A 22,967-nucleotide genomic window follows, 5' to 3' on the forward strand; every position below is an offset into this window, starting at 1 on the left:
TGCACTAGCTGCAAGTAGGTTTTGCATTAGTTCATTCGATGGCCCGCTGACATGCCGGAAGGCCGCCGGCGGTGTGCCGGCGGCCTTCCGGAGTGGGCTCAGATGAAGGAGTTGATCTCGATGGTCTCGGTGCGGCCCGGACCGACGCCGATGGCGGAGATCGGGGCGCCCGACATCTCCTCCAGCGCCTTGACGTACGCCTGGGCGTTCTTCGGCAGGTCGGAGAAGGACTTGGCCTTGGTGATGTCCTCGGACCAGCCCGGCAGCAGCTCGTAGACCGGCTTGGCGTGGTGGAAGTCCGACTGGTTGTAGGGCAGTTCCTCCACCCGGCGGCCGTCGACCTCATACGCGACGCAGACCGGGATCTGCTCCCAGCCGGTGAGCACGTCCAGCTTGGTGAGGAAGAAGTCGGTGAGGCCGTTGACCCGGGTCGCGTAGCGGGCGATCACCGCGTCGAACCAGCCGCAGCGCCGATCGCGGCCGGTGGTCACCCCGCGCTCGCCGCCGATCCGGCGCAGCGCCTCGCCGTCCTCGTCGAGCAGTTCGGTCGGGAACGGTCCCGAGCCGACGCGGGTGGTGTACGCCTTGAGGATGCCGATCACCCGGTCGATGCGGGTGGGGCCGATGCCGGAGCCGGTGCAGGCGCCGCCCGAGGTGGGGTTGGACGAGGTCACGAAGGGATAGGTGCCGTGGTCCACGTCCAGCAGGGTGCCCTGGCCGCCCTCCAGCAGCACCACCTTGCCGGCGTCCAGCGCCTGGTTGAGGACCAGGGTGGTGTCGGCCAGGTAGGGGCGCAGCTTGTCGGCGTAGCCCAGGTACTCCTGGACGACCAGGTCGGCGGGCATCGCGCGGCGGTTGTAGAGCTTGACCAGGATCTGGTTCTTGTCGGCGAGGGCCGCCTCGACCTTCTGCCGCAGGATGGACTCGTCGAAGAGGTCCTGCACCCGGATGCCCACCCGGTTGATCTTGTCGGCGTAGGTCGGGCCGATGCCCCGGCCGGTGGTGCCGATCCGCCGCTTGCCGAGGAACCGCTCGGTGACCTTGTCGAGGGTCCGGTGGTACGGCGTGATCAGATGGGCGTTGCCGGAGATCAGCAGCTTCGAGGTGTCGATGCCGCGGTCCTGGAGTCCGGTCAGCTCGGAGAGCAGCACACCCGGGTCGATGACGACCCCGTTGCCGATGACCGGTGTGCAGTTGGGGCTGAGGATGCCCGAGGGGAGAAGGTGGAGGGCGTACTTCTGATCGCCGACGACCACGGTGTGGCCGGCATTGTTGCCGCCCTGGTAGCGGACTACGTAGTCCACGGAACCGCCGAGGAGGTCGGTTGCCTTCCCCTTGCCCTCGTCACCCCACTGAGCGCCGACGAGCACGAGTGCGGGCACAGGCGTACACCCCTTCCGGGCGGGGCATCCTGGCGGCGGAAGGCCGCCGGATTCGGCCCCGAGATAGACGAAGCCCCTGGCGCAACAGCGCAAGGGGCTCTTGCACCGAGAGATTACCTGAGGAAGGACCGCGCGTGTCGTCCGAGTACACGGCGGGGCAGCCGCTGCTGGTGGTCATCGCCCCTACCGCCCGACGGGTGGACCCGGAGTCGGTACGGATCGCCAAGGACGTGCTGTGCGGCGGCGCCGCGGTGAAGGTCGCGATGCCGGAGGGCCCGGCTGAGCTCGATCGGGTGCTGGCGCATCGCGGCCGGAAGAGACCGGTGGTGATCGGTGACGACCGGGCTCTCCAACTGGTGGTCCAGACCCTGTACCGGCAGCGCGAACTGGGGGCCGGAGCGGTCGGCCTGATACCGGTCGGCGGGCCCGCCACCATGGCTCTGGCCAGGGCTTTGGGCATTCCGACCGAGCCGGTGGCGGCGGCCCGCGCGGTGCTGGCCGGGCATGAGCGGAGCCTGGACCTGCTGGTGGACGACAGCGGTGGCGTGGTCCTCGGTGAGCTGTGCATTCCGGGGCGCGCGGCGACCTCGGAGGGCGCGCGCGACGGCGGGGCGCGGGACGGCGCGGCGGGCGCCGGGGATGCTGCCGCCGACCGGTCCGGGGGTGGGTCCGCGACGGGGCGCGTCGGCTTCCGGGAGGCGCGCGGCGGGGTCGACGATCCCAATGGCGGCGAAACCTGTTCGCTCTCAGCGAAACAGCCTGCGGCCGGGCAGGGGACGGCTCTCGGCTCGGCGGACAGCTCCTGGTGGTCGCTGGCCCCGGCCGTGCTGCGGCGGACCGCCCGATCGGTCGTCCGGGCGGTGCGGCCCGGTGCGGCAGCGCCGTCGGACGGGCACGGACCCGGGCACCGGCTCCGGGTGGAGGTGGACGGCGCCCTGGTGGCCGATGTCGACCGGCCGGTGCGGCTGGTGGCGGTCCGGCTCGCCGCCGTGGAGAGTGCGCGGCCGGGTGCGGCGGGGGCGGGCGAGCCGGTGGACGGTGCGGCCGAGGTGCTGGTCCGGCCGCCGACGGCTTCGGGGCGGACGCTGCGGGTACGGGCGCGGACGGTCACGGTGGCGGGGCGGGACTTCAGCTACGAGGCCGACAGCGAGCTCACCGGCCCGGTGCGCTCCCGTACCTGGACGGTCCGGCCCGCCGCTTGGCGGTTGACCGTGCCGGCGGCTTCGGCGGGGTGAGCGGGGTGCCCCCGGTCCGGGGGCGGGGAGGTTGCCGTGGCGGGGCCACCACCCGGGGGTGCGGGGACGGCACTGCGCGGCGCTCTACGGCCGTGCGGGGCTGGCCGCGCAGTTCCCCGCGCCCCTGACGGGGCACCGCCCAGCCCTGCGGCGCAGGTAGCCACCCGGGGGTGCGGGATCGGCACTGCGCGGCGCTCTACGGCAGTGGGGGGCTGGCCGCGCAGTTCCCCGCGCCCCTGACGGGGCACCGCCCAGCCCCACGGCGCAGGTAGCCACCCGGGGGTGCGGGGACGGCACTGCGCGGCGCTCTACGGCCGTGCAGGGCTGGCCGCGCAGTTCCCCGCGCCCCTGACGGGGCACCGCCCAGCCCCGCGCCCAAGGCAAACGGCCAACCACGCACCACCCAGGGGCGCGAGGAACTGCGCGAGCAACCCACCACCCAACGACGCGACAAAGGCCACACCCGACGCTCTACGGCCGTGCGGGGCTGGCCGCGCAGTTCCCCGCGCCCCTGACGGGGCACCGCCCGGCCCCGCGTCCAAGGCAAGCGGTCAACCACGCAACCCGCTCAGAGTTCGACCAGGAGTTCCGTCAGGCCACGGATGACGTAGCCGGGCTGCCAGGTCGGCTCGTGGAGGGCGTGGAGGGTGGGGGCGGCGTGGAGGAGGGCGCCGAAGGACTCGGTGAGTTCCAGCCGGGCCAGCGGGGCGCCCAGGCAGAAGTGGATGCCCGCGCCGAAGGTGATGTGCGGGTTGTCGGCGCGGGCCAGGTCCAGCCGGTCGGGGTCGGTGAACCGCTCCGGGTCGCGGTTGGCGGAGCCGAACAGCAGCGCCACCTCCGCCCCGCGCGGAATCCGCACCCCCGCCACCTCGATGTCGTCCAGCACCCAGCGCTCGAACATCTGGAGCGGGGTGTCGTACCGCATCAGCTCCTCGATCGCGGTGGGCAGCAGCCCTGCCGGGTCGGCCCGCAGCGCCGCCAGCTGGTCGGGGTTGCGCAGCAGCGACCACCAGCCGTTGCCGGTGGTGTTCACGGTGGCCTCGTGCCCGGCGTTGAGCAGCAGGACGCAGGTGGAGATCATCTCCTGCTCGGTGAGCTTCTCCCCCTCGTCGTGGGCGGCGATCAGCGCCGAGACCAGGTCCTCGCCCGGCGTACGGCGGCGCTCGCTGATCAGCGTCCGCAGGTAGTCGGAGAACTCGATGCTGGCCCGCACCGCGCGCCGGGCCGTCTCCTCGGTGGGGTTCAGCTCGAACATGCCGACGATCGCGGCCGACCAGGGCCGCAGCAGGTGCCGATCGCCCTCCGGGACGCCCAGCATCTCCGCGATCACCGCGACCGGCAGCGGCTCCGCGACCCGGGCCACCAGGTCGCCGCCGCCGTCCTTGACCAGGCCGTCCACCAGTTCGCCCGCGATCCGCCGCACGGCGGGCCGCAGCGACTCCACCATGCGCGGGGTGAACGCCTTGGAGACCAGCCGGCGGATGCGGGTGTGGTCGGGGGCCTCCAGGTCGAGCAGCCCGTTGCCGTTGAGGGTGTGGAACGGCTCGTGCTCCGGCGGCGGCGGGGTGCGGCCGAACTCCTCATGGCTGAACCGGTGCAGATAGGTGCGGCCGAGCCGCCGGTCGCGGAGCAGCGCGCTGACGTCGGCGTGCCGGGAGATCAGCCACTGGTCGCTGGGCTCGTAGTACGTCACCGGGGCGTGCTCGCGCAGCCGGGCGTAGACGTCGTACGGGTGGGCGACGAACTCGGCGGACCAGGGGTCGAACCCCCAGCTGGGCGCGGACGGGGCGGATATGGCCTGGTCGGGGGGCGGAGTGTTCACGTGCGGCTCCTGCGCTGACGGCCTGCGGCCGGTGGGGGTGCTGCGGCCACTGTAGGCGCGGCCCGCGCGGTGTCCCGAGCGAGGTCGGCCAGGGCGGCGGTCAGCAGCGCGCAGGCGGCCGTACCGGGGTCGACCGGCGCGAAGTGGCCGGTGGCGGGCAGGATGAGCAGCCGCGCGGCGGGGTCGGCGGCGGCGTACGCCCGGGACTGGGCGGGCGGTACGTCCGGATCGTCCGCGCCGTGCAGCAGTACGGTCCGCACGCCGGTGGGCCCGAGCGCGACCGGGTCCGCGTACGGCAGCCGCCCCGCGACCAGGTCCGCGCCGCCGAGGAAGGCGGTCGCCGCGCCCGCGCCGAGGCCGTCCCGGACGGCGGCGGCCAGGTCCGCGACCGGCGCGGCGGCCAGCACCCCGCGCGGCCGGCGGCCGCCGCGCCAGGGCGCGTCCGCCGGCAGCTGCGACCGGGCGGCGGCCCAGAGCGCCAGCTGCCCGCCCGCCGAGTGGCCGAGCAGCAGCGGCGGCCCGGCGGCGGGACCGGTGTCGGCGGGGGTGGTGCCGGCGGGGATGGTGGCGGCGGGAATGGTGTCGACCGCCGCCGCGATGTCGTCCAGCGTCGCCGCGAAGCCGCAGGCCCGCCGGTACTCGACCAGCGCGGCGGTGTAGCCGTGCCCGGCGAGGTGCGCGGCGAGCGGGGAGAGGTGGCGCCGGTCGTACGCCTGCCGCCAGAAGCCGCCGTGGATCAGCAGCACCGTCGGCGCCGCCGGGTCGGCGGCCGGCCACAGGTCGCAGAGCTGGTCCGGGTGGCCGCCGTAGCGCAGGGTGCGCGGCGGCGGGACCGGCGCGCGGCCCAGCAGGGCGCGCTCCTCGGCGCCGGCCGGGTCAGACACGGCTGCGGGCCGTCCACAGCTCGGGGAAGACGGTGCGGGCGGCCCGCTTCTCCAGCCAGGCCACGCCGGGTGAGCCGCCGCTGCCCGCTTTGGCCCCCATCGCCCGGCGGGTGGCGAGCAGATGGTCGCTGCGCCAGCGCCAGACCAGCTCCCCGATGTCGGTGAGCGCCTCCCCGAGGGCGAGCAGCGGGCTGTGCTGCGGCCCGGCGTAGATCTGCCGCCAGACCTCCTCGACGCCCGGGTGCGCGGTGTACGCCTCGGTGACGTCGCGCCGCAGCACCTCCTGCGGCACCGGCAGCCCCCGGCGGTGCAGTTGTTCGAGCACGGCGTCGTACAGGCTCGGCTCCGCGAGCGCCGCCGCCAGCTCCTCGTGCACCTTGGGGTGGCCCTGGTGCGGCCGCAGCAGCGACCGCGACTTGTCCCCGAGCAGGAACTCGACTTGCCGGTACATCGCGGACTGGAAGCCGGACGCCTCACCGAGCGCGCTGCGGTAGGCGTTGAACTGGACCGGGGTGAGCGCGGCGATCGGCCGCCAGGAGTCGTTGAGCGCCTGGTGCGCGGTGAGGCTGCGGCGCAGCGCGTCCATCGCCGTTTCGAGGTCGTCGCGGTACAGCGCGTCGCGGGCGGTGCGCCACTCGTGGACGAGCAGGACGAACCACAGCTCCATGACCTGGGTGGTGACCAGGAAGGCCAGCTCCCCCGGGTCGTCGGAGAGCGGCTGCTGGAGCTGTGCGAGCACGGAGGCGTGCACATACTCCTCGTACGGGGTCGTCCCGGCGAACTCCAGGGTGGGTGTGCCCGTTGCGGAGTCGGCGGGGACGGATTCGGGCTCGATCATCAGGGATCTCCTCTGCGGCTCCGAGAACCGCTGTGATCCCTATCATGTGCCGCCGACCGGCGGAAGGGCGCTCGCGCGCCCCCCGCACGCCCGCCGGGACCGGCCCGGCGGGCGTACGGGGGTCGGGCCGGGTCAGCCCAGGGTCTCCGCCGCGGTGGGGGAGCTGTCGCGCAGGAACTGGTGGCAGCGGTCGGCCTCCGGCTTCTCACCGATCGCGTCGGCCGCCCGAGCGAGGGCGTGCAGGGCGCGCAGGAAGCCCCGGTTGGGCTCGTGCTCCCACGGCACCGGGCCGTGGCCCTTCCAGCCGTTGCGGCGCAGCGCGTCCAGCCCCCGGTGGTAGCCGGTGCGGGCGTACGCGTACGACTCGACCACCCGGCCGGCCGCGAAGGCGTCGTCGGCGAGCTGCGCCCAGGCCAGCGACGACGTGGGGTGGGCGGCGGCCACCTCGGCGGGGGAGGCGCCCGCCGCCAGCTGCTCCAGCGGCTCGGGCTCGACGGGCAGATGGGTCGGGGGCGGGCCCCCGAGCAGGTTCTCGTGGATGCTCATGGCACCAGTCTGCACGGTGCGGACACGCCGAGTGCCCCGGTACGGGGTTCGTACCGGGGCACTCGGCGGCGGGCTTACTTGATCTTCGTACCGGCGGAGCGGAGGCTCTGCGTGGCCTCCAGCACGCGGGCGGCCATGCCGGCCTCGGCGAGCTTGCCCCAGGTGCGCGGGTCGTAGGTGTTCTTCCGGCCGACCTCGCCGTCGACCTTCAGCACGCCGTCGTAGTTGCGGAAGACGTGGTCGACCACCGGGCGGGTGAAGGCGTACTGGGTGTCGGTGTCGATGTTCATCTTGACGACGCCGTGCTCCAGCGCGGTGGTGATCTCCTCGGCGGTGGAGCCCGAGCCGCCGTGGAAGACGAAGTAGAACGGGTCCTGCTTGCCGTACTTGGCGCCGACGCCGTCCTGCAGCTCGCGCAGCAGCTCCGGCTTGAGGACGACGTTGCCCGGCTTGTAGACGCCGTGCACATTGCCGAAGGAGGCGGCCAGCAGGTAGCGGCCCTTCTCGCCCAGGCCCAGCGCCTCGGCGGTGCGGATCGCGTCGGCGACGCTGGTGTACAGCTTGTCGTTGATCTCGTGGGTGACGCCGTCCTCCTCGCCGCCGGTCGGGGTGATCTCGACCTCAAGGACGATCTTGGCCTGCGCGGCCTGGGCCAGCAGCTCCTGGGCGATCTCCAGGTTGTCGGCCAGGGTCTCGGCGGAGCCGTCCCACATGTGCGACTGGAAGAGCGGGTTGCGGCCCTGGGCCACCCGCTCCTGCGAGATCTTCAGCAGCGGGCGGACATAGCCGTCCAGCTTGTCCTTGGGGCAGTGGTCGGTGTGCAGCGCCACGGTGACCGGGTACTTCTCGGCCACGATGTGGGCGAACTCGGCCAGGCCCACGGCGCCGGTGACCATGTCCTTGCTGTACTGGCCGCCGAGGAACTCGGCGCCGCCGGTGGAGATCTGGATGATGCCGTCGCTCTCCGCCTCGGCGAACCCGCGCAGCGCGGCGTGGAGGGTCTGCGTCGAGGTGACGTTGATGGCCGGGTAGGCGAACTTGCCCGCCTTGGCCCGGTCGAGCATCTCGGTGTAGACCTCGGGAGTTGCGATGGGCATGGAATCCGCTCCTGTCGGTGTGCGGTGTACGTACTGTGAACGCCTGCGCCATCTTCCCAGAAGAGCGGCCCTGCTTCATCTTCCTGCCCGACAGGCGGGACGGCGGCGCGACTCACGGTGCCGAAAGGTCGGCCCGCTACTCTGCATCGGTGGACACGACGACGCTCGCGCTCAACCTCCTCGACGCCAAGTCGCTGATCTCCTCCCTCGGCACGGTCGGGCTCCTTGCGATCCTCTTTGCCGAGACGGGGCTGCTGATCGGCTTCTTCTTCCCCGGCGACTCGCTGCTGATCCTGGCGGGGGTGGCCGCCTCGGGCGCGGCCGCCAAGGCCTTCGGGGACGGTGTGCAGATGCCCATCGGCGTACTGCTGGTGGGCGCGCCGTTGTGCGCCATCGCGGGTGCGCAGCTCGGACATCTGCTGGGGGCCAAGGTGGGCCTGCGGATGTTCGACAAACCGGAGTCGAAGATCTTCCGCCGGGAGTATGTGGAGAAGGCCGAGTTCTACTTCGAGAAGTTCGGGCCCTCCAAAGCCGTGGTGATGGCCCGCTTCATTCCGATCGTACGGACGTTCCTGAATCCGGTGGCGGGCACGCTGGAGATGCCGGCCCGGAAGTTCTTCGTCTGGAATGTCGTCGGCGGGGTGCTGTGGACCGAGTCGATGCTGCTGATCGGTTACTTCACCGGTGACCAGCTGGCCGGGGTGATCGACAAGTACCTGATCCCGGCGATGGCGCTGATCGTGCTGCTCTCGGTCTCGCCGATCCTGTTCGAGGTGCTGCGGGAGCGCAAGAAGAAGAAGGCCGGCGGTGACGTCGAGGCGGCGCCCGAGCCGGTCGACCGGGACACCGTCCCGCCGGGCGGCGGCGGCCGGCACCGGCGCCGCTGAACGGGTGCGCGGCCGAACGGGCGTACGGCGAGGGCGGGCGGGTGTTTCACGTGAAACATCCGCCCGCCCTCGCCGTACAGGTGGACCCGATCAGCCCCCGGACACCATCAGCCCAGGTCGAGGTCCTGGAGGGTGAAGGCGGTGTAGTACGGCAGGCCGGCCTGCTGGATCGCCGGGGCGGCGCCGCGCTCCACGATCACCGCGACGCCGACCACCTCGGCGCCGGCCTCGCGCAGCGCCTCCACGGCGGTGAGCACCGAGCCGCCGGTGGTGGAGGTGTCCTCCACGGCGAGCACCCGGCGGCCCTTGACGTCCGGGCCCTCGATCCGGCGCTGGAGACCGTGCGCCTTGCCCGCCTTGCGGACCACGAAGGCGTCCAGCGCCCGGCCGCGCGCGGCGGCGGCGTGCAGCATCGCCCCGGCCACCGGGTCGGCGCCCAGGGTCAGGCCGCCGACGGCGTCGTACTCCAGGTCGGCGGTGAGGTCCAGCAGCACCCGGCCCACCAGCGGAGCGGCCTGGCCGTCCAGGGTGATGCGGCGCAGGTCGACGTAGTAGTCGGCCTCCCGGCCGGAGGAGAGGATGACCTTGCCGTGCACGACGGCCTTGTCCTTGATCTGCGCCAGCAGGGCGTCGCGGTCGTTGCTCATGGACCACAACAGTAGTTGTGCTTCACCGGCGCTCCCACCGCCAGGTGGTCACCGCCTCCAGCGGGTCGATCGGGGTGACCAGCCGGGGATCGGTGTTGACGGCGTTGGGCGGGCCGGTCTGCGGCTCCACGCAGAGGGCGTCGCCCAGCCGGTCGAAGACCACCGCCCAGCGGCAGTCGCTGGTGAGCGTCAGCCGCAGCAGCCCCGGCCAGTCCAGGGTGGCGCGCATGCCGTCCGGCATGCCGAAGCAGTCGTCCCAGGGGCCGGGCAGCGGGTCGATCCGGCGGCCGGTGGGCAGGTCGTCGGCGCCGCGCTCCTCCTGCCAGGCCGGTGCGAAGTCCAGCCGGACGGGTTCGGCGTCCTCGGGGGCGCCCAGCGGCCGGCGCAGGAACCACGGGTGCCAGCCGGCCTGCGCCGGGAAGGAGTCGCCCCGGGTCTCCACCGCCAGGGTGATCCGCAGCCGGTCCGGGTCGAGCTCGAAGCGCTGGGTGACCCGGCCGGGGTACGGCCAGGGGTCGGCCAGGTCGTACACGAAGGCGGCCTCGCCGTCGGTCGGCGGGGCGGCGCGGCGCCAGACCTCGGCCACGCCGGTGCCGTGGACGGCGTGCGGCGGCAGCACGCCGGTGGGCAGCTGATGGCGTACCGGGCCGTTGTCGAGCACGCCCCGGTCCACCCGCCCGGCCCAGGGGACCATCGGGAAGCTGCCCCAGCCGAACAACCGGTCCGAGAGCCCGGCGGGCTCCGCCGGGGCCGGACGCAGCAGCTCCAGGCCACCGATGCGCAGGCTCGCCAGCCGGCAGCCGGCGGCGGGCAGCACGGTGGCCTCGGCGTCCCCGGCGGTGAGGCGGACGGCGGACTCCCGGGCCCGTACAGGGTCGGTGGCGGCGCTGGTCACGTGTTCTCCGTAACTTCCGGCGACTTCTCGGCGACTTCTCGGCGGCTTCCGGTGGCGTACGGCTGGTCGGGGGCCTGGGCCTCAGTGGCGGCGCAGTGCGCGGGCGAGGGCGACCGCCGCGCCGCCGAGCAGGGCGACGCCGCCGCCGATCACCCAGGGCATCAGGTTGCGCTCGGCGTCCGGGGTGGCGACGGGGGTCGCGGGGCCGCGCTCGGCGCCGGTCCAGCGGGCGGCGGCCCTGGCGCGGGCGCTGCGGGCGGGCAGCGCGGGGGCGTAGCGGCCGCGCGGCGGGGCGTGGTCGACCTCCTCGGCGGAGCGGCCGACGATGCTGCGGCGTACGGGGCCGTCCAGCAGGTCGGAGGCGTCGGCGGGGGCGCCGTCGCCCAGCTCGCCGTCCAGCATCCGGGCGGCGTCCAGCGCGCTGAGGTCGGCGTCCACGGTCTCGGCCGGGTCGGGCTCGCCGGAGACGCCGGGCAGCTCGGCTTCGGGCAGCTCGGCGTCAGGCAGCTCGGCATCGGGGAGGTCGACGCCGGGCAGGTCCACATCGTCCAGGGCGTCCAGCGGGCCCAGCTCCGGGAAGGCGTCCAGCTCGCCGGCCTCGGCGCTGCGCAGCTCCTCCTCAAGCTCCTCCATGGCCTCGGCGACCTCGACGGCGTCCACGGTGTCGGCGGCGTCGCCGAGCGGTTCGGGCTGCTCGACCTGGTCGGCCTGGTCGGTGGCGGCCGGGTCGGCGGCGAGGGCGGCGGCGAAGCGTTCCAGCAGCCGCTGGCCCGCGACGGCCACGGCGGGCGCGTCCAGCTCCAGCAGCCGCCCCTTGACGGCCAGGTCACCACGGACGGTCAGCAGCGTGGTGGGGGCGCCGGGGCGCTCCTCCTCGGCGGTGAACAGCAGGGCTGCGGACGCCTCACCGCCGCCGCGCGCCTCCCGGCCCTCCGCGACGACCGACAGGACGCCGCCGTCGTCAGGGGCGGCGGTGAACTCACCCCGGTAGGTGATGGTGACGCCGCCGACCCGCAGCCGCAGCCGCCCGGTGACCCGCCCCCCGGCGGCGGGCCCGTCCACCATCAGTCCGGGCACGCACCGGGCCGGCAGCCCCGGGTCACGCAGCGCCTGCCGGACGAGCCGGACCGGAAGCGGGACGAGGACCTGATGCTCCATGTCGGGGAGCCTACCCATCGGCCCCGGGACGTAGCAGAGCCTTGCCACGGACACGCGGCCCCGCCAACCCGAATGTCCGGAACCCCACCCAGCCCTGGCGGCGCCGCCCTCGGAGACATGGGCACCTGCGCCCCGGGAGCGCGCGCCCGTTTGCGGGTGACGTCTTGGGGATGGTCGGCCGCGCCCCCGTGCCGGGCGCGCGCCCGGCACGGGCCTCAGGGGCGCGGGAAACGGCGCGGGCAACCGCCCACCCGCCCCGAGAGCCCCCGCCGCCCCGCGGCCGTCAGCCGAGGGGGCGGAGCAGGGTGCCCGGGGCCGGGGTGGGGCGGCGCGGGGCGAGGGGGGTGACGCCGGGGGGCAGGGCGGGGCGCTGGCGGGCGGCGAGGACGTACCCCTGGTCCGCCGGGCCGCCGCAGCCGCCGCCCACCGGAGCGTCGTACGGCGCCGTCCGCAGCCCCGCCGAGCGGACGGTGGCCTCCACCGCCCAGAAGCGCCGCTCCGCCCCGAGCGGCCCGACCCGCACCGCGAGCCGGCCGCCGGGCGCCAGCAGCCGGGCGGCCAGCCCGTACAGCTCCTCGGGGTACGGCGCCCCGCCCGCCGCCCCCGGCCCGTCGAGCAGGACCACGTCGAAGCGCGGCCCGGCGGCCGCGCCGCGCAGCCAGGAGAGGGCGTCCGAGGCGGCGACCCGCACCCGGGGATCGTCCAGCGAGCGGTGGTTGAGCGCGGTGAGCCCGGGGTCGGTCCTGGCCAGGGCGGTGAGGTCCGGGTCGGGCTCCACCACCACCGCGCGCCGTACGCCGGGCTGCCGCAGCACCTCCCGTACGGCGAGCCCGTCGCCGCCGTCCAGCACCAGGACGCGCCGGTGCGGACCGGCCGCGGCGGGCCGGACCAGGGCGTCGTGCAGCCGCTGCTCGTCGGCGCCGCAGACCGCGAGCCGCCCGTCCAGGTAGAGCCGCATCCCGGGTGCCGTGCCCGCCCGGGGCCGGTCACCGACCAGCACGATCTCCTGGTGGCTGCTCTGCCCGGCGAACCGCACCTGGGCGCCGTACAGCGCGTGCCGGGCGGCCCGCTCGATGACGCCGGTGCAGGCGGCGGCCGCGGCGAGCGTGGTGAGCACCAGCCCGCAGCCGGCCCACAGCAGCAGCCGGGTGCGCCGGGCGGGCTCGTCGCGGAAGAGCCAGAGCACCACCACGCCGCCCGCCACCGCGTTGACGCCGCCGGCCAGCAGGGCGCCGGCGGCCTGGCCGAAGACCGGGAGCAGCAGGAACGGGAAGGCGAGGCCGCCGACCAGGGCGCCGACGTAGTCGGCGGCGAAGAGGTCCGCGACCGCGCGGCCCGGGTCCTGGCGGCGGACGCGCTGGATGAGCGTCATCAGCAGCGGGATCTCGGCGCCGATCAGCACCCCGATCAGTCCGGCGAGGCCGACGGTGACCGCCCGGCACTGGCCGAGCCAGGCCCAGCAGGCGTACAGCACCAGCCCGGACAGGCCGCCCACCAGGGCGAGCGCCGACTCCACCACGGCGAAGGAGGTCGCCGGGCGGCGGGCGAACCGTTTGGCCAGCAGCGAGCCCATGCCCATGGCGAAGACCATCACGGAGAGCACGACCGAGGTCTGGGTGACCGGGTCACCGAACAGCCGGCCGCCGAGGGCGACCAGCTCCAGTTCGTACACCAGGCCGCAGGCCGCGCAGACGAAGGCGGCGAGCAGCACCAGCAGCCGGGCCGGGCCGGGCCGTATCGCGGACGGCTCCGGACCCCGGACGGGAGTGCTTCCGAGGATGCGGGGCGGTGCCGTCACGGACGAATTATCGATCACAAACAAACGCTAAGCGACATATGCCTGAATTCTCGTCACCCGTTCGAGGGTTACTCGCCGGAATTCCTGATGATTCGCTCGCACGAGCGAATTCTCAACCGGTCAGCACGCTATTCCGGGCGACCAGCGCGGACCGGGTGCACACCAGCGTGCCCTCCTGCGGATAGGCGTGCCAGGTACGCCACCGCACCCGCCGCCCGCTGCCGCCCGCCACCAGCGCGGTGAAGGCGCTCGGGTGGCCCGGGAACACCCCGGCCAGGCCGCTCGGATGCCCCTCCACCAGGGCGATCAGCTCCTGCGCTCGGGCGGCGAAGACATGCTCGGGCAGGGTCTCGATCCGGGCGGCGAACTCGTACTCCCAGCCCGCCACCCGCTCCGCGACCGCAGCCGGCAGCGGGGCGCGCCGCCCCGGCAGGCAGGCCACCGTCTCGGAGCAGATCCCCTGGTCGGAGGCCAGCATGACCTGGTGCGACGCCCCGAGCAGCCGCAGCTGGAGGGTGGTCGGTCCGAAGTCGAGGTCGAGCACCGCCAGCGCCGGGAGCGGGCGGGCACCGAGGCACCAGGCCAGTTCCCCGGCGCGGGTGTCGGTATAAGAGGTCTGCAGTGTGGTGAGCATTCTCGGCTCCGCGTGCTCGCCGGGCGCAACCCGCCAGGGCGAGAAAGAGATCGTTGCGGTGACTCAGACGAGGAAAGCATGAATTCTGCGAGCCCGTGGGGGATTTACCCATCTTCTCCGATGAATCACCATTCAGTGCGGTTGGCCCTTCCGACCCCGATCCCCAGGTTTCGCTTCCGATCGGCTCGCCCCGCTGTTCGAACCCCGCCCCGCGCCGATATGCCGACCCGGCGGCCCCGCCGACACACGAAGGCCCGGCCCCTGTCCGGGGCCGGGCCTTCCTCGATGTGCGTACGGGCCTCGATCTGCGTACGGGTATGTGCGTACGGGCCTCGATCTGCGTACGGGGCCGTCAGCCCTCGTCGGAGTCCGAGCCGGAGTCGGCGTCGCCGCCCTCCCCGTCGACCTCCTTCTGCAGGCCGAGACGCTCGACCATCCACTGCTCGAAGCCGACGGCGGCGTTGGTCCAGTTCGCCGTGGTGGCCACGAAGTACTCCAGGTTGACCCCCATGCCGACGATCATCTGGGACTCGCCGATCAGGCGGACCACGCCGTCCTCATGGGTGTGCGTGTAGACCTTGGGCCACAGGGTGTCCCGGTTCCACTCGTCGATCAGGTCGAGGATCTCGCCCTTCCGCTCGATCGGGTACGCCCGGTCGTAGAAGGAGCGGACGGCGAACAGCTCGCCCTCCTCGCCCCGGAACATGTAGTAGATCCGGAAGCCCTCCCACGGCGCGGTGAGGTCCCCCTCCTCGTCCACGACGTGCTTCAGCTGCATCTGGTCCAGCAGCTGCTTGACCAGGTCCTGGTTCGGCACCACCACCGGAGGTTGCGGGTTCGGCTGCCCACCTCCCGGCTGCTGCGGGGGCAGGCCGAAGGACGGAATGGAGGACGGGTCGATGCTCACAGCGGGTCCCTTCGATAACGGTTCGGCTGCCATCCTCCCCCATAGCTCCGCCGCAGCCCAGCGTCTGCAGGACGCTCGACCGCGGGAAGGGACGGAGGCCCTTGGATCTCGGTACGAAGGGGCTTCGAGGACGGCCGGCAACGGTACTGGTCCGGATGGCCGCCACCTCTTGTCAGCCTGCCCGATGGGCCGCCGGTCACACCGGCCCGGCGGCCCGGGAGCGGCCCCGGATCACCCCTTCCGCTCACTCCTTCCGCCCAGCCCTTCCGCCCAGCCCTTCCGCTCAGCCCTTCCGCAGCGACGGGACGTCCTGGGTGGCCCCGCCGGGCGCCGGCTCCACCGTCAGCCGGTCGCCCTCCTCGTCCCGGTCGACCAGCACGGTGTCCCCGTCCTGGACCCGGCCGGACAGGATCTCCTTGGCCAGCTGGTCCCCGATGGCCGACTGCACCAGGCGGCGCAGCGGCCGGGCGCCGTACGCGGGGTCGTAGCCGGTCAGCGCCAGCCAGTCCCGGGCGGCCGGGGTGACGTCCAGCGTCAGCCGGCGCTCGGAGAGCCGGTCGGCCAGCCGGGCGACCTGGAGGTCGACGATCCGGGCCAGCTCCGTCATGCCCAGCGCGTCGAAGACCACGATGTCGTCCAGCCGGTTGAGGAACTCCGGCTTGAAGGCCGACCGCACCGCCTCCAGCACCAGTTCCTTCTTGCGCTCCTCGGTGGCGGCCGGGTCCAGCAGGCCCTGCCCGCTCAGCGTGGGCTCGCTCAGACTGGGCTGGCTCAAGAACTGCGACCCCAGGTTGGAGGTGAGGATCAGGATGGTGTTGCGGAAGTCCACCGTGCGGCCCTGGCCGTCGGTGAGCCGGCCGTCGTCCAGCACCTGGAGCAGGACGTCGAAGACCTCCGGGTGGGCCTTCTCCACCTCGTCCAGCAGCACCACGCTGTACGGGCGGCGGCGCACCGCCTCGGTCAGCTGGCCGCCCTCCTCGTAGCCGACGTAGCCGGGCGGGGCGCCGACCAGCCGGGAGACCGAGTGCTTCTCGCCGTACTCGCTCATGTCGATGCGGACCATCGCCCGCTCGTCGTCGAAGAGGAAGTCGGCCAGCGCCTTGGCCAGTTCGGTCTTGCCGACGCCGGTGGGGCCCAGGAAGAGGAACGAGCCGGTGGGCCGGTCCGGGTCCGCGATCCCGGAGCGGGAGCGCCGGACCGCGTCGGAGACCGCCCGCACCGCGGCCTGCTGGCCGATCAGCCGGCGGCCGAGCTCATCCTCCATCCGCAGCAGCTTGGCCGTCTCGCCCTCCAGCAGCCGCCCGGCCGGGATGCCGGTCCAGGAGGCGACCACGTCCGCGATGTCGTCCGGGCCCACCTCCTCCTTGACCATGGAGGAGGTGGAGGCGTCCTCGTCCTGCGCCCTGGCCTGGGCCTCGGCCAGCTCCCGTTCGGCGGCGGGCACCTCCGCGTACATCAGCCGGGAGGCGGTCTCGAAGTCGCCGTCGCGCTGGGCGCGCTCCAGCTGCCCGGTCAGGTCGTCCAGCCGCTCCTTGAGCTCACCGACCCGGTTGAGGCTCTTCTTCTCCTGCTCCCACCGGTGGGTGAGGCCGGCCAGCTGCTCCTGCCGGTCCGCGAGGTCGCGGCGCAGCTTCTCCAGCCGGCTGACCGAGGCCGGGTCGGACTCCTTGTCCAACGCCATCTCCTCCATCCGCAGCCGGTCCACGGAGCGCTGGAGCTCGTCGATCTCCACCGGGGAGGAGTCGATCTCCATCCGGAGCCGGGAGGCCGACTCGTCGACCAGGTCGATGGCCTTGTCGGGCAGGAACCGGGAGGTGATGTAGCGGTTGGACAGGGTGGCGGCGGCCACCAGCGCCGCGTCCGAGATCTGCACCTTGTGGTGCGCCTCGTAGCGTCCCTTGAGGCCGCGCAGGATGGCGACGGTGTCCTCGACGGAGGGCTCGCCGACGAAGACCTGCTGGAAGCGGCGCTCCAGCGCCGGGTCCTTCTCGATCCGCTCGCGGTACTCGTCCAGCGTGGTGGCGCCGACCATCCGCAGCTCGCCACGGGCCAGCATCGGCTTGAGCATGTTGCCCGCGTCCATCGCGGAGTCGCCGCCGGCGCCCGCGCCGACCACGGTGTGCAGCTCGTCGATGAAGGTGATCACCTGGCCGTCGCTGGACTTGATGTCGTTCAGCACCGCCTTCAGCCGCTCCTCGAACTCGCCCCGGTACTTGGCCCCGGCGACCATCGCCCCCAGGTCCAGCGCCACCAGCCGCTTGCCGCGCAGCGACTCGGGGACGTCACCGGCCACGATGCGCTGGGCCAGGCCCTCCACCACGGCGGTCTTGCCGACGCCGGGCTCACCGATCAGCACCGGGTTGTTCTTGGTCCGGCGGGAGAGCACCTGGACGACGCGGCGGATCTCCTGGTCGCGGCCGATGACCGGGTCCAGCCTGCCCGAGCGGGCGGCCTCGGTGAGGTCGGTGCCGTACTTCTCCAGCGCCTTGTAGGTGCCCTCCGGGTCGGGGGTGGTCACCCGGGCACTGCCGCGCACCTCCTTGAACGCGCCCAGCAGCGCCTGCGGCGTGGCCCCCTCGGACGCCAGCACCTCCGCGATCTGGCCACCCTCGGCGGCCACCCCGACCAGCAGGTGTTCGGTGGAGACATAGGCGTCGTCCAGCTCGGCGGCGCGCTTGCCCGCGTCGGTGAGCACCGCCATGGTCTCCCTGGCCAGCTGCGGGGCGGCCACGGTGGAGCCCTGGGCGCTGGGCAGTGCGTCGGCCAGCCGCTGGGCGGCCGCCCGGACCCGCTGCACCCCGGCGCCGACCGCCTCCAGCAGCGGCCGGGCGGTGCCGTCGGGCTGCTCCAGCAGTGCGAGCAGCACATGCACCGGTGCGACGTCGGGGTTACCCGCGTTCGCTGCCTGCCGGATGGCGGCGGACAGGGCTTCCTGGGTCTTGGTGGTGAACTTGCTCGCGTCCACGCTCGCGCTTCCTCCCGTGTCGCCGGCAGCGGTTCGGCGGTGGCCGACCTGCCTGCCCCAACGTAAGACAAGTTGAGTCTAGTCCGCTCAAGGTTGCTTGGCGAGCCACTTCGGCAGGCTCGACCCGGTACGGCACCGGCGGGGGCGTACGCGAGGGGACCCCCGCCACAAGGCCAGCTTGCCGCACCGCGCCACAGATGGCAGGGTCGGCGGGGTGCGACGTGGGAGCGCTCCCATGGGGCTGCTCCGTGCTGCGCCCGTTCCGTCGCCGCCAGTGAACAGCGCCACAGGGGGCCCCATGCCGAGCAGTCGGAGCGAACGTCCGCACGCCGCCCCGCCGCCGACCGAGCGACCCCGCGGCATGGACACCGCGCTGACCGCCGTGGACCGGCTGAGCGACCGGGAACTGCAGGTCTTCCTGCGGTTGCCCACCGGCGACTCCAACCGGGAGATCGCCAGATCGCTGGGGATCACCGAACGCACCGTCCGGTTCCATGTCGCGGCGATCCTGCAGAAGCTGGCGCTGCGCTCCCGGGTGGAGGCGGCGGTGGTGGCCTATGCGCACCGGGGCATGGCGGCGCTCCCCCGCTGAACGGCGCTGAACGGCGTTCAACAGTGCTCAACGGCGCTGAACGGTGCTCAACAGCGCTGAACGGCGCTCAACGCCCGTGCCGGCCGGTCAGCGCTTCGCGGCCCCGGGACGCGCGGTGGCGACGGACTGCCCGGTGACGACGGACTGCCCAGTGACGACGGACCGGGGCGTGGACCCGGGCTTCGGGGTGCCGCCGGAGGCGCGTTCGCAGGCGGTCTGCACGGCGTGTGCGTCGGCGTCGTTGCGGAGCCGGCGGGCGAGTTCATCGGTGAGGTAGACACTGCCGGTCACCGGGTCCGGCATCGGATACTCCGGTACGCCGTGCTTCCGCATGCAGGTGGTGACCCGCGCGACCACCACCGGGTCCGCGACCCGGACGGTGCCCGACCGGACCCGCAGATGCCCGCACTTCTCGGTGGCCCGCTCGACGGCGGCGGGGTGGTTCCTGGCCGGGTCCACCGTCGGCGGCCCCTCGGGGGGCGTCTTCATCACCAGCCCCTGGCCCCGCATGCACTCGGCGTACCCCCGCGCCGCCGCCTCCGACACCGCACCGGCACCGGGGCGGCCGGTCGGCTCCGCCGGACCGCCGGACGGCGCGGTGCAGCCGGACGCAAAGCCGGTGGTCGCCAGCACGGCGAGCAGGGCCGCGGCGGCGACCCTCGGGACGGGGGGACGGACCACGTGCGGCTCCGATCAGGGCTCTGGGCACCCATCGGGAGGCCGCTCCACGACAGTCCGTCCCGGCTGGGCCCGCAGGATCGCGGGACGGCCGCCGGCTACCGGGCGGCGCGTCGGTCACGCAGTGGCTGTGCGTGTGGCATCCGACGCTAGAAGCTGCTGACATGACGTCACAACTGGCTCTTCGGCCAGTGGTCGAACCACCTCGGCCGATGCTTCAGTGGTACGGCCGTCGCGCCACGGCCCGCGCTCCGGGAGCGCGCCCGGCTCCGGACAGCGGACTGCGGGGCCGACTGGATCAGTCGGCCCCGCAGTCTCGCTGTTCGTATCTCGCTGTCAGCCCGTGTCGCCGGAGGCCCCGAGACCGTAGGCCCGGATGACCGTAGGCCCCGGTGACCGTAGGCCCGGATGACCGTAGGCCCCGGTGGCCGTCAGCCCTCGCCGACCGCCGCCCGGTGCAGGCCGAACAGGTCATCCTCCGGGGCGGTCCAGAACCCCTCGGCGTTGGACAGCGCCATCCCGGCCCAGTCCAGCGCGGTCTCCACGGTGTGGGCGAGGGCGTCCGGCGACCAGGAATCGTCGAACACCAGCGGCAGCACCGGGGCCACCTGCTCGATGGTGGCGATCAGCGGGTTGTAGGTGACCGCCTCCTCCACCAGCAGCACCACCGGCTTGCGCAGCGCCGACGCCCAGCCCAGCTCCAGGCTCACGCCCGCCGACAGCGGGGCGCCCACATAGGCGAAGACCAGGTCGGCCGACTGCATCGCCCGGTAGTCCGACGGGACTCTGGGTTCCGGGACCCGCCCGGCTATCGTCCACGCGTCGCTGTGGTGCGCGCTGAAGACCGCCGCGCCGGAGCGCAGCAGCGACGCGCGCAGCGCCGTCAGCCTGGTGCGGCTGGACAGTGTCACGACGCTGTCCGCCGGGCCGGTGAGCCTCATCAGCGGGGCGGCGAGGAACACCCGGGCCCGCCGGGGTGTGTGCATACGGTGCGCGCCGGGGCGCGTGAAGACATCACTCATTGTCGACTCCGGGGGAACGGCCGACCGGGGGGAGTGCCAAGCCCCTGGTGACGGTGGGGTATCGGGGGACGATCGGCTGCCGGGCCCGGCGCCTTGGGGGTAGCACCGATCGTCCACCGCACGCACACCGCACGTCCACTGGCACCCGGTGTCATCTGTCTGCCTGGCAGCGAGATGACGCACCTCACCGGCCGTCGCGCGGAGGTCGTTTCCCAGGATCGTTGCAACAGTGTGACGGACGCCACCCCCGGTGAGTTCCCCGGGTGGCGCAGGCGTCGGGCGTCCGCGTCCGTGAGCGTGCATCTGCCGGCAAGCGCACCAAGGTGACCACACCGGCGCCTTGTCCCGCCCGGCAGCCACACCCGGAGCGCTGAGTTTGCGTCAGTTTTTGCACCGACATCGGCGCGAACTCGTCGTACGGGTCCGCCCGTGCCCGGTCCCGCTCGAAGCGGTCCAGCAGGTAGCCGGCCGTGACCGGGTCCTCGATGAATGCCGCGGTATCGGTGCCACCCCGCACGGGGACGACCACAGTCTTTCGATCGAACGCGAACATCCGCTCGGATTGCTCACCCAGGGGGTGCCCACCTGATTGCCCGTCGGCCACCTGCCCGCCCGGAACTCCCCGACCGGCTCGCGCGGCGAACCGTGAGCGCGGCAGCGCGGTCCAGCGGGCACCTGAGCTCGTCCCGGACCATCAGGCCCGGCGCCACCGGCTGCCCGAGCGGACCGTCGGGCCGCGTCTCGGCATCGGGGCGGCGCAGTCCCCCATCGTCCGCGAGGACGCCCAGACAGAGCCGCTCCACCTCGGGTGACGGGACGTGGGGGGACCGCCGACCGGGGTCGGCGCCGTCCGCTCCGTTCCTGCCTTCACCGGCCGGCACACGCAGGCACAACCACTTCACGCTGGGCAGTAATGACAATCGCGGTGAGGATACGTCATTATGGGTCAGCTATTCATATCTCGACTGGCATAACTGAGGTACGGTGGCGACTCAAGTCGCGAAGGGAGCACGGTCATGCGCAAAGCGCGTCATCTCATGGCCTATGGACTGCTTGCCGGGTTGGCTCTTGCCCTGAGCGCCGGCTCCGTGAAGCCCGCCGACCTGCGCTGGGACATCACCGCCACCCACTCCACCCAGACGGAGGCGGTCACCAAGACGCTGCGTCCCCAGGCCCTGCTGGACATGCGCTGGGACTGACCCGGCGCGGTACGGTCCGGCACGGCTGACGGGCGAGCGCCCGCTACGGCACGTCCTCGCCGTCGGCGAACCGGTAGGACTCGGCCTGTCCCATCTTCCAGCCCAGTTGGAAGAGCGTGTCGACGCCGTGCTCCTCCCGCATCTCCGCGATGTGGCGGGCGAGCGTCCGCTCGCTGAGCCCCAGGCTGCGCGCGATCACCCGGTGACCCACCCCCTGGATCATCATCTGGACGATCTTCTCCCGCAGGTGGGAGATCACCTGGGGGGGCACCTCCACGTCGCCCAGAAACGGGATCGCACGCTCCCAGAGGCCCTCGAAGACGCTGACCAGGTAGCCGACGACCACATCGTCCGCCACGAACGCGGCACGGCGGACATCGCCCACGATGGGGATGATCGCGATGCGCCGGTCGAAGACGAACAGGCGGGTGAACGGCTCGGCCAGCGTCCTGACCTGGCCGCCCTCCCGGGTCATCGCCTCCACGTACTGACGCGTCGGGGCCGAGTAGCGGGCGCTCGGCTGGTAGATCGTCCGTCTGGAGACCCCCCGCCGCAGCACGACGGCGTCCTGCTCCGCCGCGACCTTCATCTCGATGGGGCCGCCGCGCCCGCCGCCCGGCTGTGCCGTCAGCACCTCTTCGGAGCACTGGTCGATGAGCGCCGTCAGGCGCTGGTTTATCTCGACCTTGCCTTCCACGTACTCGATGTCGCCGCCGGTCTTCGGCTGGTTCCCGATGGCGTCATACGCCTCGCTCAGCTCCCGCAGCGCGGTCGGCAGGGCCAGCGACTGCGACAGCAGCTCCAGCGCGCCCCGCTGCCAGGCCGCGGTCAGATTGGCGACGAGCTGCCGGGGGTCGACCGCGACCAGCGCCGCCGGGTCGTCGGGGTCACCGACCAGCAGCCCCACATTGAGCAGCTCCCGCAGCGCCCGGTCCTCCTCCGAGGCCGGTTTGCGCCCGCCGGCCCAGGCCAGCCGACCGCCGGCCCGGAGCGTCTGCACATACATGTGGCGCGCTTCCGCGGAGAGATCGCCGAACGGCTGCACCGGCTGTTCAGGCCCGTCTGCGGTAGTCATCTGCGACCCCTTGCCCGGCGTGACATATGAGCGAACGACTGCGGATCGGTCGATCGTAAGGCCAGAACCGCCACGCCAGCACCGCACTTTGGGCCGGGGAGTCGCTCCGGTCGGGCGGCCGGCTCCTCCCGGGGGGAGCCGGGCGCCCGGTGCCCGGGGTCGCTACTGCCCGTGGCGCTTGGTCTTGGGCCGCCAGACCACCAGCGCGCTGGACTGCTGAACCTGCTGGTACGGCACCAGGTCGCGGCGGTAGGAGGCGTGCACGGCGGCCTCCCGCTGCTGGAGCGTCGCCGCCGCACCCTCCACCGCGTCCAGCAGTTCGGTGACCCGGGACTGCAACGCGGCGACCTGGTTCTCCAGCTCGATGATCCGCTTGATGCCGGCGAGGTTGATGCCCTCCTCCTGGGAGAGCCGCTGGACCTCGCGCAGTTGCTCGATGTCGCGCGCCGAGTAGCGGCGGCCGCGCCCGGCCGCGCGGTCGGGCGAGACCAGACCCAGTCGGTCGTACTGCCGCAGCGTCTGCGGGTGCAGCCCGGAGAGCTGGGCGGCGACCGAGATGACGTACACCGGGGTGTCCTCGGTCAGCCCGTAGGCCGCCGGGTTGCGCGGGGCGGCGCCGCCGACCGTCGCGCGGGACGGACGGGGTCCGCCGGGCAGGCCCTCGCCCACGCCGGGGGCGATGCCGCCGGTGCCTCTCGGGTCCATC

21 protein-coding genes are annotated in these 22,967 nt (G+C 73.3%); 4 read left to right on the forward strand and 17 right to left on the reverse strand.

What is annotated here, in order from left to right:
• Positions 1–98 precede the first annotated feature (98 nt).
• Positions 99–1,382 carry an adenylosuccinate synthase gene (locus tag ACIQGZ_RS00550; RefSeq protein WP_402598379.1) on the reverse strand — a complete coding sequence of 428 codons (1,284 nt, stop codon included), beginning with the start codon at positions 1,380–1,382 and terminating at the stop codon, positions 99–101.
• Between the two features lie 134 nt (positions 1,383–1,516).
• Here ACIQGZ_RS00550 and ACIQGZ_RS00555 point away from each other — a divergent pair, with 134 nt between their 5' ends.
• Positions 1,517–2,617, forward strand: coding sequence for a hypothetical protein (locus ACIQGZ_RS00555; protein ID WP_402598381.1), 1,101 nt, complete (start codon positions 1,517–1,519; stop codon positions 2,615–2,617).
• Positions 2,618–3,185: 568 nt separating this feature from the next.
• Here the strand turns inward: ACIQGZ_RS00555 and ACIQGZ_RS00560 are convergent.
• From ACIQGZ_RS00560 to fbaA, 5 genes are all read right to left on the reverse strand, one after another.
• The gene (locus ACIQGZ_RS00560; RefSeq protein ID WP_402599936.1) at positions 3,186–4,412 is read right to left on the reverse strand and encodes a cytochrome P450; all 1,227 of its coding nucleotides are present in this window, start codon (positions 4,410–4,412) and stop codon (positions 3,186–3,188) included.
• Between the two features lie 23 nt (positions 4,413–4,435).
• Positions 4,436–5,323 carry an alpha/beta hydrolase gene (locus tag ACIQGZ_RS00565; RefSeq protein WP_402598382.1) on the reverse strand — a complete coding sequence of 296 codons (888 nt, stop codon included), beginning with the start codon at positions 5,321–5,323 and terminating at the stop codon, positions 4,436–4,438.
• Positions 5,316–6,161, reverse strand: coding sequence for a tryptophan 2,3-dioxygenase (locus ACIQGZ_RS00570; RefSeq protein ID WP_402598383.1), 846 nt, complete (start codon positions 6,159–6,161; stop codon positions 5,316–5,318). The genes ACIQGZ_RS00565 and ACIQGZ_RS00570 overlap by 8 nt, the downstream gene beginning before the upstream one ends.
• A gap of 132 nt (positions 6,162–6,293) precedes the next feature.
• On the reverse strand, positions 6,294–6,707 hold the full coding sequence (locus tag ACIQGZ_RS00575; RefSeq protein WP_402598384.1) for a DUF3151 domain-containing protein: 414 nt from the start codon (positions 6,705–6,707) through the stop codon (positions 6,294–6,296).
• 74 nt (positions 6,708–6,781) lie between these two features.
• Positions 6,782–7,804 (reverse strand): class II fructose-bisphosphate aldolase, encoded by a 1,023-nt coding sequence (gene fbaA, locus ACIQGZ_RS00580; protein ID WP_402598385.1) that lies wholly within the window; start codon positions 7,802–7,804, stop codon positions 6,782–6,784.
• A gap of 149 nt (positions 7,805–7,953) precedes the next feature.
• On the opposite strand from fbaA, the gene ACIQGZ_RS00585 reads away from it, so the two are divergent.
• Entirely contained in the window at positions 7,954–8,691 is a 738-nt protein-coding gene (locus tag ACIQGZ_RS00585; RefSeq protein ID WP_402598386.1) for a DedA family protein, read from the forward strand.
• A 107-nt stretch (positions 8,692–8,798) separates the two neighbouring features.
• On the opposite strand, the gene pyrE is transcribed toward ACIQGZ_RS00585, so the two are convergent.
• The 7 genes from pyrE to clpB form a co-directional block, all read right to left on the reverse strand.
• Positions 8,799–9,338, reverse strand: a complete 540-nt coding sequence (gene pyrE, locus ACIQGZ_RS00590) for an orotate phosphoribosyltransferase (RefSeq protein ID WP_402598388.1) — start codon at positions 9,336–9,338, stop codon at positions 8,799–8,801.
• A gap of 22 nt (positions 9,339–9,360) precedes the next feature.
• Positions 9,361–10,233 (reverse strand): aldose 1-epimerase, encoded by an 873-nt coding sequence (locus tag ACIQGZ_RS00595; protein ID WP_402598389.1) that lies wholly within the window; start codon positions 10,231–10,233, stop codon positions 9,361–9,363.
• 81 nt (positions 10,234–10,314) lie between these two features.
• Positions 10,315–11,391: a hypothetical protein gene (locus ACIQGZ_RS00600; RefSeq protein ID WP_402598390.1), complete on the reverse strand. Its 1,077-nt coding sequence runs from the start codon at positions 11,389–11,391 to the stop codon at positions 10,315–10,317.
• A gap of 283 nt (positions 11,392–11,674) precedes the next feature.
• A complete protein-coding gene (locus tag ACIQGZ_RS00605; RefSeq protein ID WP_402598392.1) occupies positions 11,675–13,189 on the reverse strand; it encodes a fused MFS/spermidine synthase in 1,515 nt (504 codons plus the stop codon).
• A gap of 112 nt (positions 13,190–13,301) precedes the next feature.
• A complete protein-coding gene (locus tag ACIQGZ_RS00610; RefSeq protein WP_402598393.1) occupies positions 13,302–13,823 on the reverse strand; it encodes a DUF2617 family protein in 522 nt (173 codons plus the stop codon).
• 352 nt (positions 13,824–14,175) lie between these two features.
• The gene (locus ACIQGZ_RS00615; RefSeq protein WP_402598394.1) at positions 14,176–14,730 is read right to left on the reverse strand and encodes a YbjN domain-containing protein; all 555 of its coding nucleotides are present in this window, start codon (positions 14,728–14,730) and stop codon (positions 14,176–14,178) included.
• A 283-nt stretch (positions 14,731–15,013) separates the two neighbouring features.
• Complete coding sequence (gene clpB / locus ACIQGZ_RS00620) at positions 15,014–17,695, reverse strand: ATP-dependent chaperone ClpB (RefSeq protein WP_402598396.1); 2,682 nt, start codon at positions 17,693–17,695, stop codon at positions 15,014–15,016.
• Between the two features lie 298 nt (positions 17,696–17,993).
• Here clpB and ACIQGZ_RS00625 point away from each other — a divergent pair, with 298 nt between their 5' ends.
• Positions 17,994–18,287, forward strand: coding sequence for a LuxR C-terminal-related transcriptional regulator (locus tag ACIQGZ_RS00625; protein ID WP_402598397.1), 294 nt, complete (start codon positions 17,994–17,996; stop codon positions 18,285–18,287).
• 87 nt (positions 18,288–18,374) lie between these two features.
• Here ACIQGZ_RS00625 and ACIQGZ_RS00630 read toward each other — a convergent pair whose 3' ends face one another.
• Together ACIQGZ_RS00630 and ACIQGZ_RS00635 are read right to left on the reverse strand one after the other, a co-directional pair.
• Positions 18,375–18,968, reverse strand: coding sequence for a hypothetical protein (locus ACIQGZ_RS00630; RefSeq protein ID WP_402598398.1), 594 nt, complete (start codon positions 18,966–18,968; stop codon positions 18,375–18,377).
• 428 nt (positions 18,969–19,396) lie between these two features.
• On the reverse strand, positions 19,397–19,987 hold the full coding sequence (locus ACIQGZ_RS00635) for a hypothetical protein (RefSeq protein ID WP_402598399.1): 591 nt from the start codon (positions 19,985–19,987) through the stop codon (positions 19,397–19,399).
• A 1,061-nt stretch (positions 19,988–21,048) separates the two neighbouring features.
• On the opposite strand from ACIQGZ_RS00635, the gene ACIQGZ_RS00640 reads away from it, so the two are divergent.
• On the forward strand, positions 21,049–21,186 hold the full coding sequence (locus ACIQGZ_RS00640) for a hypothetical protein (protein ID WP_402598401.1): 138 nt from the start codon (positions 21,049–21,051) through the stop codon (positions 21,184–21,186).
• Positions 21,187–21,229: 43 nt separating this feature from the next.
• Here the strand turns inward: ACIQGZ_RS00640 and ACIQGZ_RS00645 are convergent, their stop codons facing one another.
• Both ACIQGZ_RS00645 and ACIQGZ_RS00650 read right to left on the reverse strand, forming a co-directional pair.
• Complete coding sequence (locus ACIQGZ_RS00645) at positions 21,230–22,261, reverse strand: hypothetical protein (RefSeq protein ID WP_402598403.1); 1,032 nt, start codon at positions 22,259–22,261, stop codon at positions 21,230–21,232.
• A 162-nt stretch (positions 22,262–22,423) separates the two neighbouring features.
• Positions 22,424–22,966, reverse strand: a complete 543-nt coding sequence (locus ACIQGZ_RS00650) for a heat shock protein transcriptional repressor HspR (protein WP_402598405.1) — start codon at positions 22,964–22,966, stop codon at positions 22,424–22,426.
• Position 22,967: the final 1 nt, after the last annotated feature.

Source organism: Streptomyces sp. NPDC092296 (assembly GCF_044755465.1).
In the GTDB taxonomy this organism is placed as follows: domain Bacteria; phylum Actinomycetota; class Actinomycetes; order Streptomycetales; family Streptomycetaceae; genus Peterkaempfera.

Bases quoted from the DNA above. Each gene is read 5' to 3' on its own strand.
- ACIQGZ_RS00600 (WP_402598390.1), bottom strand. From the start codon at position 11,391: ATGGAGCATCAGGTCCTCGTCCCGCTTCCGGTCCGGCTCGTCCGGCAG.
- ACIQGZ_RS00570 (WP_402598383.1), bottom strand. From the start codon at position 6,161: ATGATCGAGCCCGAATCCGTCCCCGCCGACTCCGCAACGGGCACACCC.
- ACIQGZ_RS00635 (WP_402598399.1), bottom strand. From the start codon at position 19,987: ATGAGTGATGTCTTCACGCGCCCCGGCGCGCACCGTATGCACACACCC.
- ACIQGZ_RS00650 (WP_402598405.1), bottom strand. From the start codon at position 22,966: ATGGACCCGAGAGGCACCGGCGGCATCGCCCCCGGCGTGGGCGAGGGC.
- fbaA (WP_402598385.1), bottom strand. From the start codon at position 7,804: ATGCCCATCGCAACTCCCGAGGTCTACACCGAGATGCTCGACCGGGCC.
- ACIQGZ_RS00625 (WP_402598397.1), top strand. From the start codon at position 17,994: ATGCCGAGCAGTCGGAGCGAACGTCCGCACGCCGCCCCGCCGCCGACC.
- ACIQGZ_RS00610 (WP_402598393.1), bottom strand. From the start codon at position 13,823: ATGCTCACCACACTGCAGACCTCTTATACCGACACCCGCGCCGGGGAA.
- pyrE (WP_402598388.1), bottom strand. From the start codon at position 9,338: ATGAGCAACGACCGCGACGCCCTGCTGGCGCAGATCAAGGACAAGGCC.
- ACIQGZ_RS00575 (WP_402598384.1), bottom strand. From the start codon at position 6,707: ATGAGCATCCACGAGAACCTGCTCGGGGGCCCGCCCCCGACCCATCTG.
- ACIQGZ_RS00645 (WP_402598403.1), bottom strand. From the start codon at position 22,261: ATGACTACCGCAGACGGGCCTGAACAGCCGGTGCAGCCGTTCGGCGAT.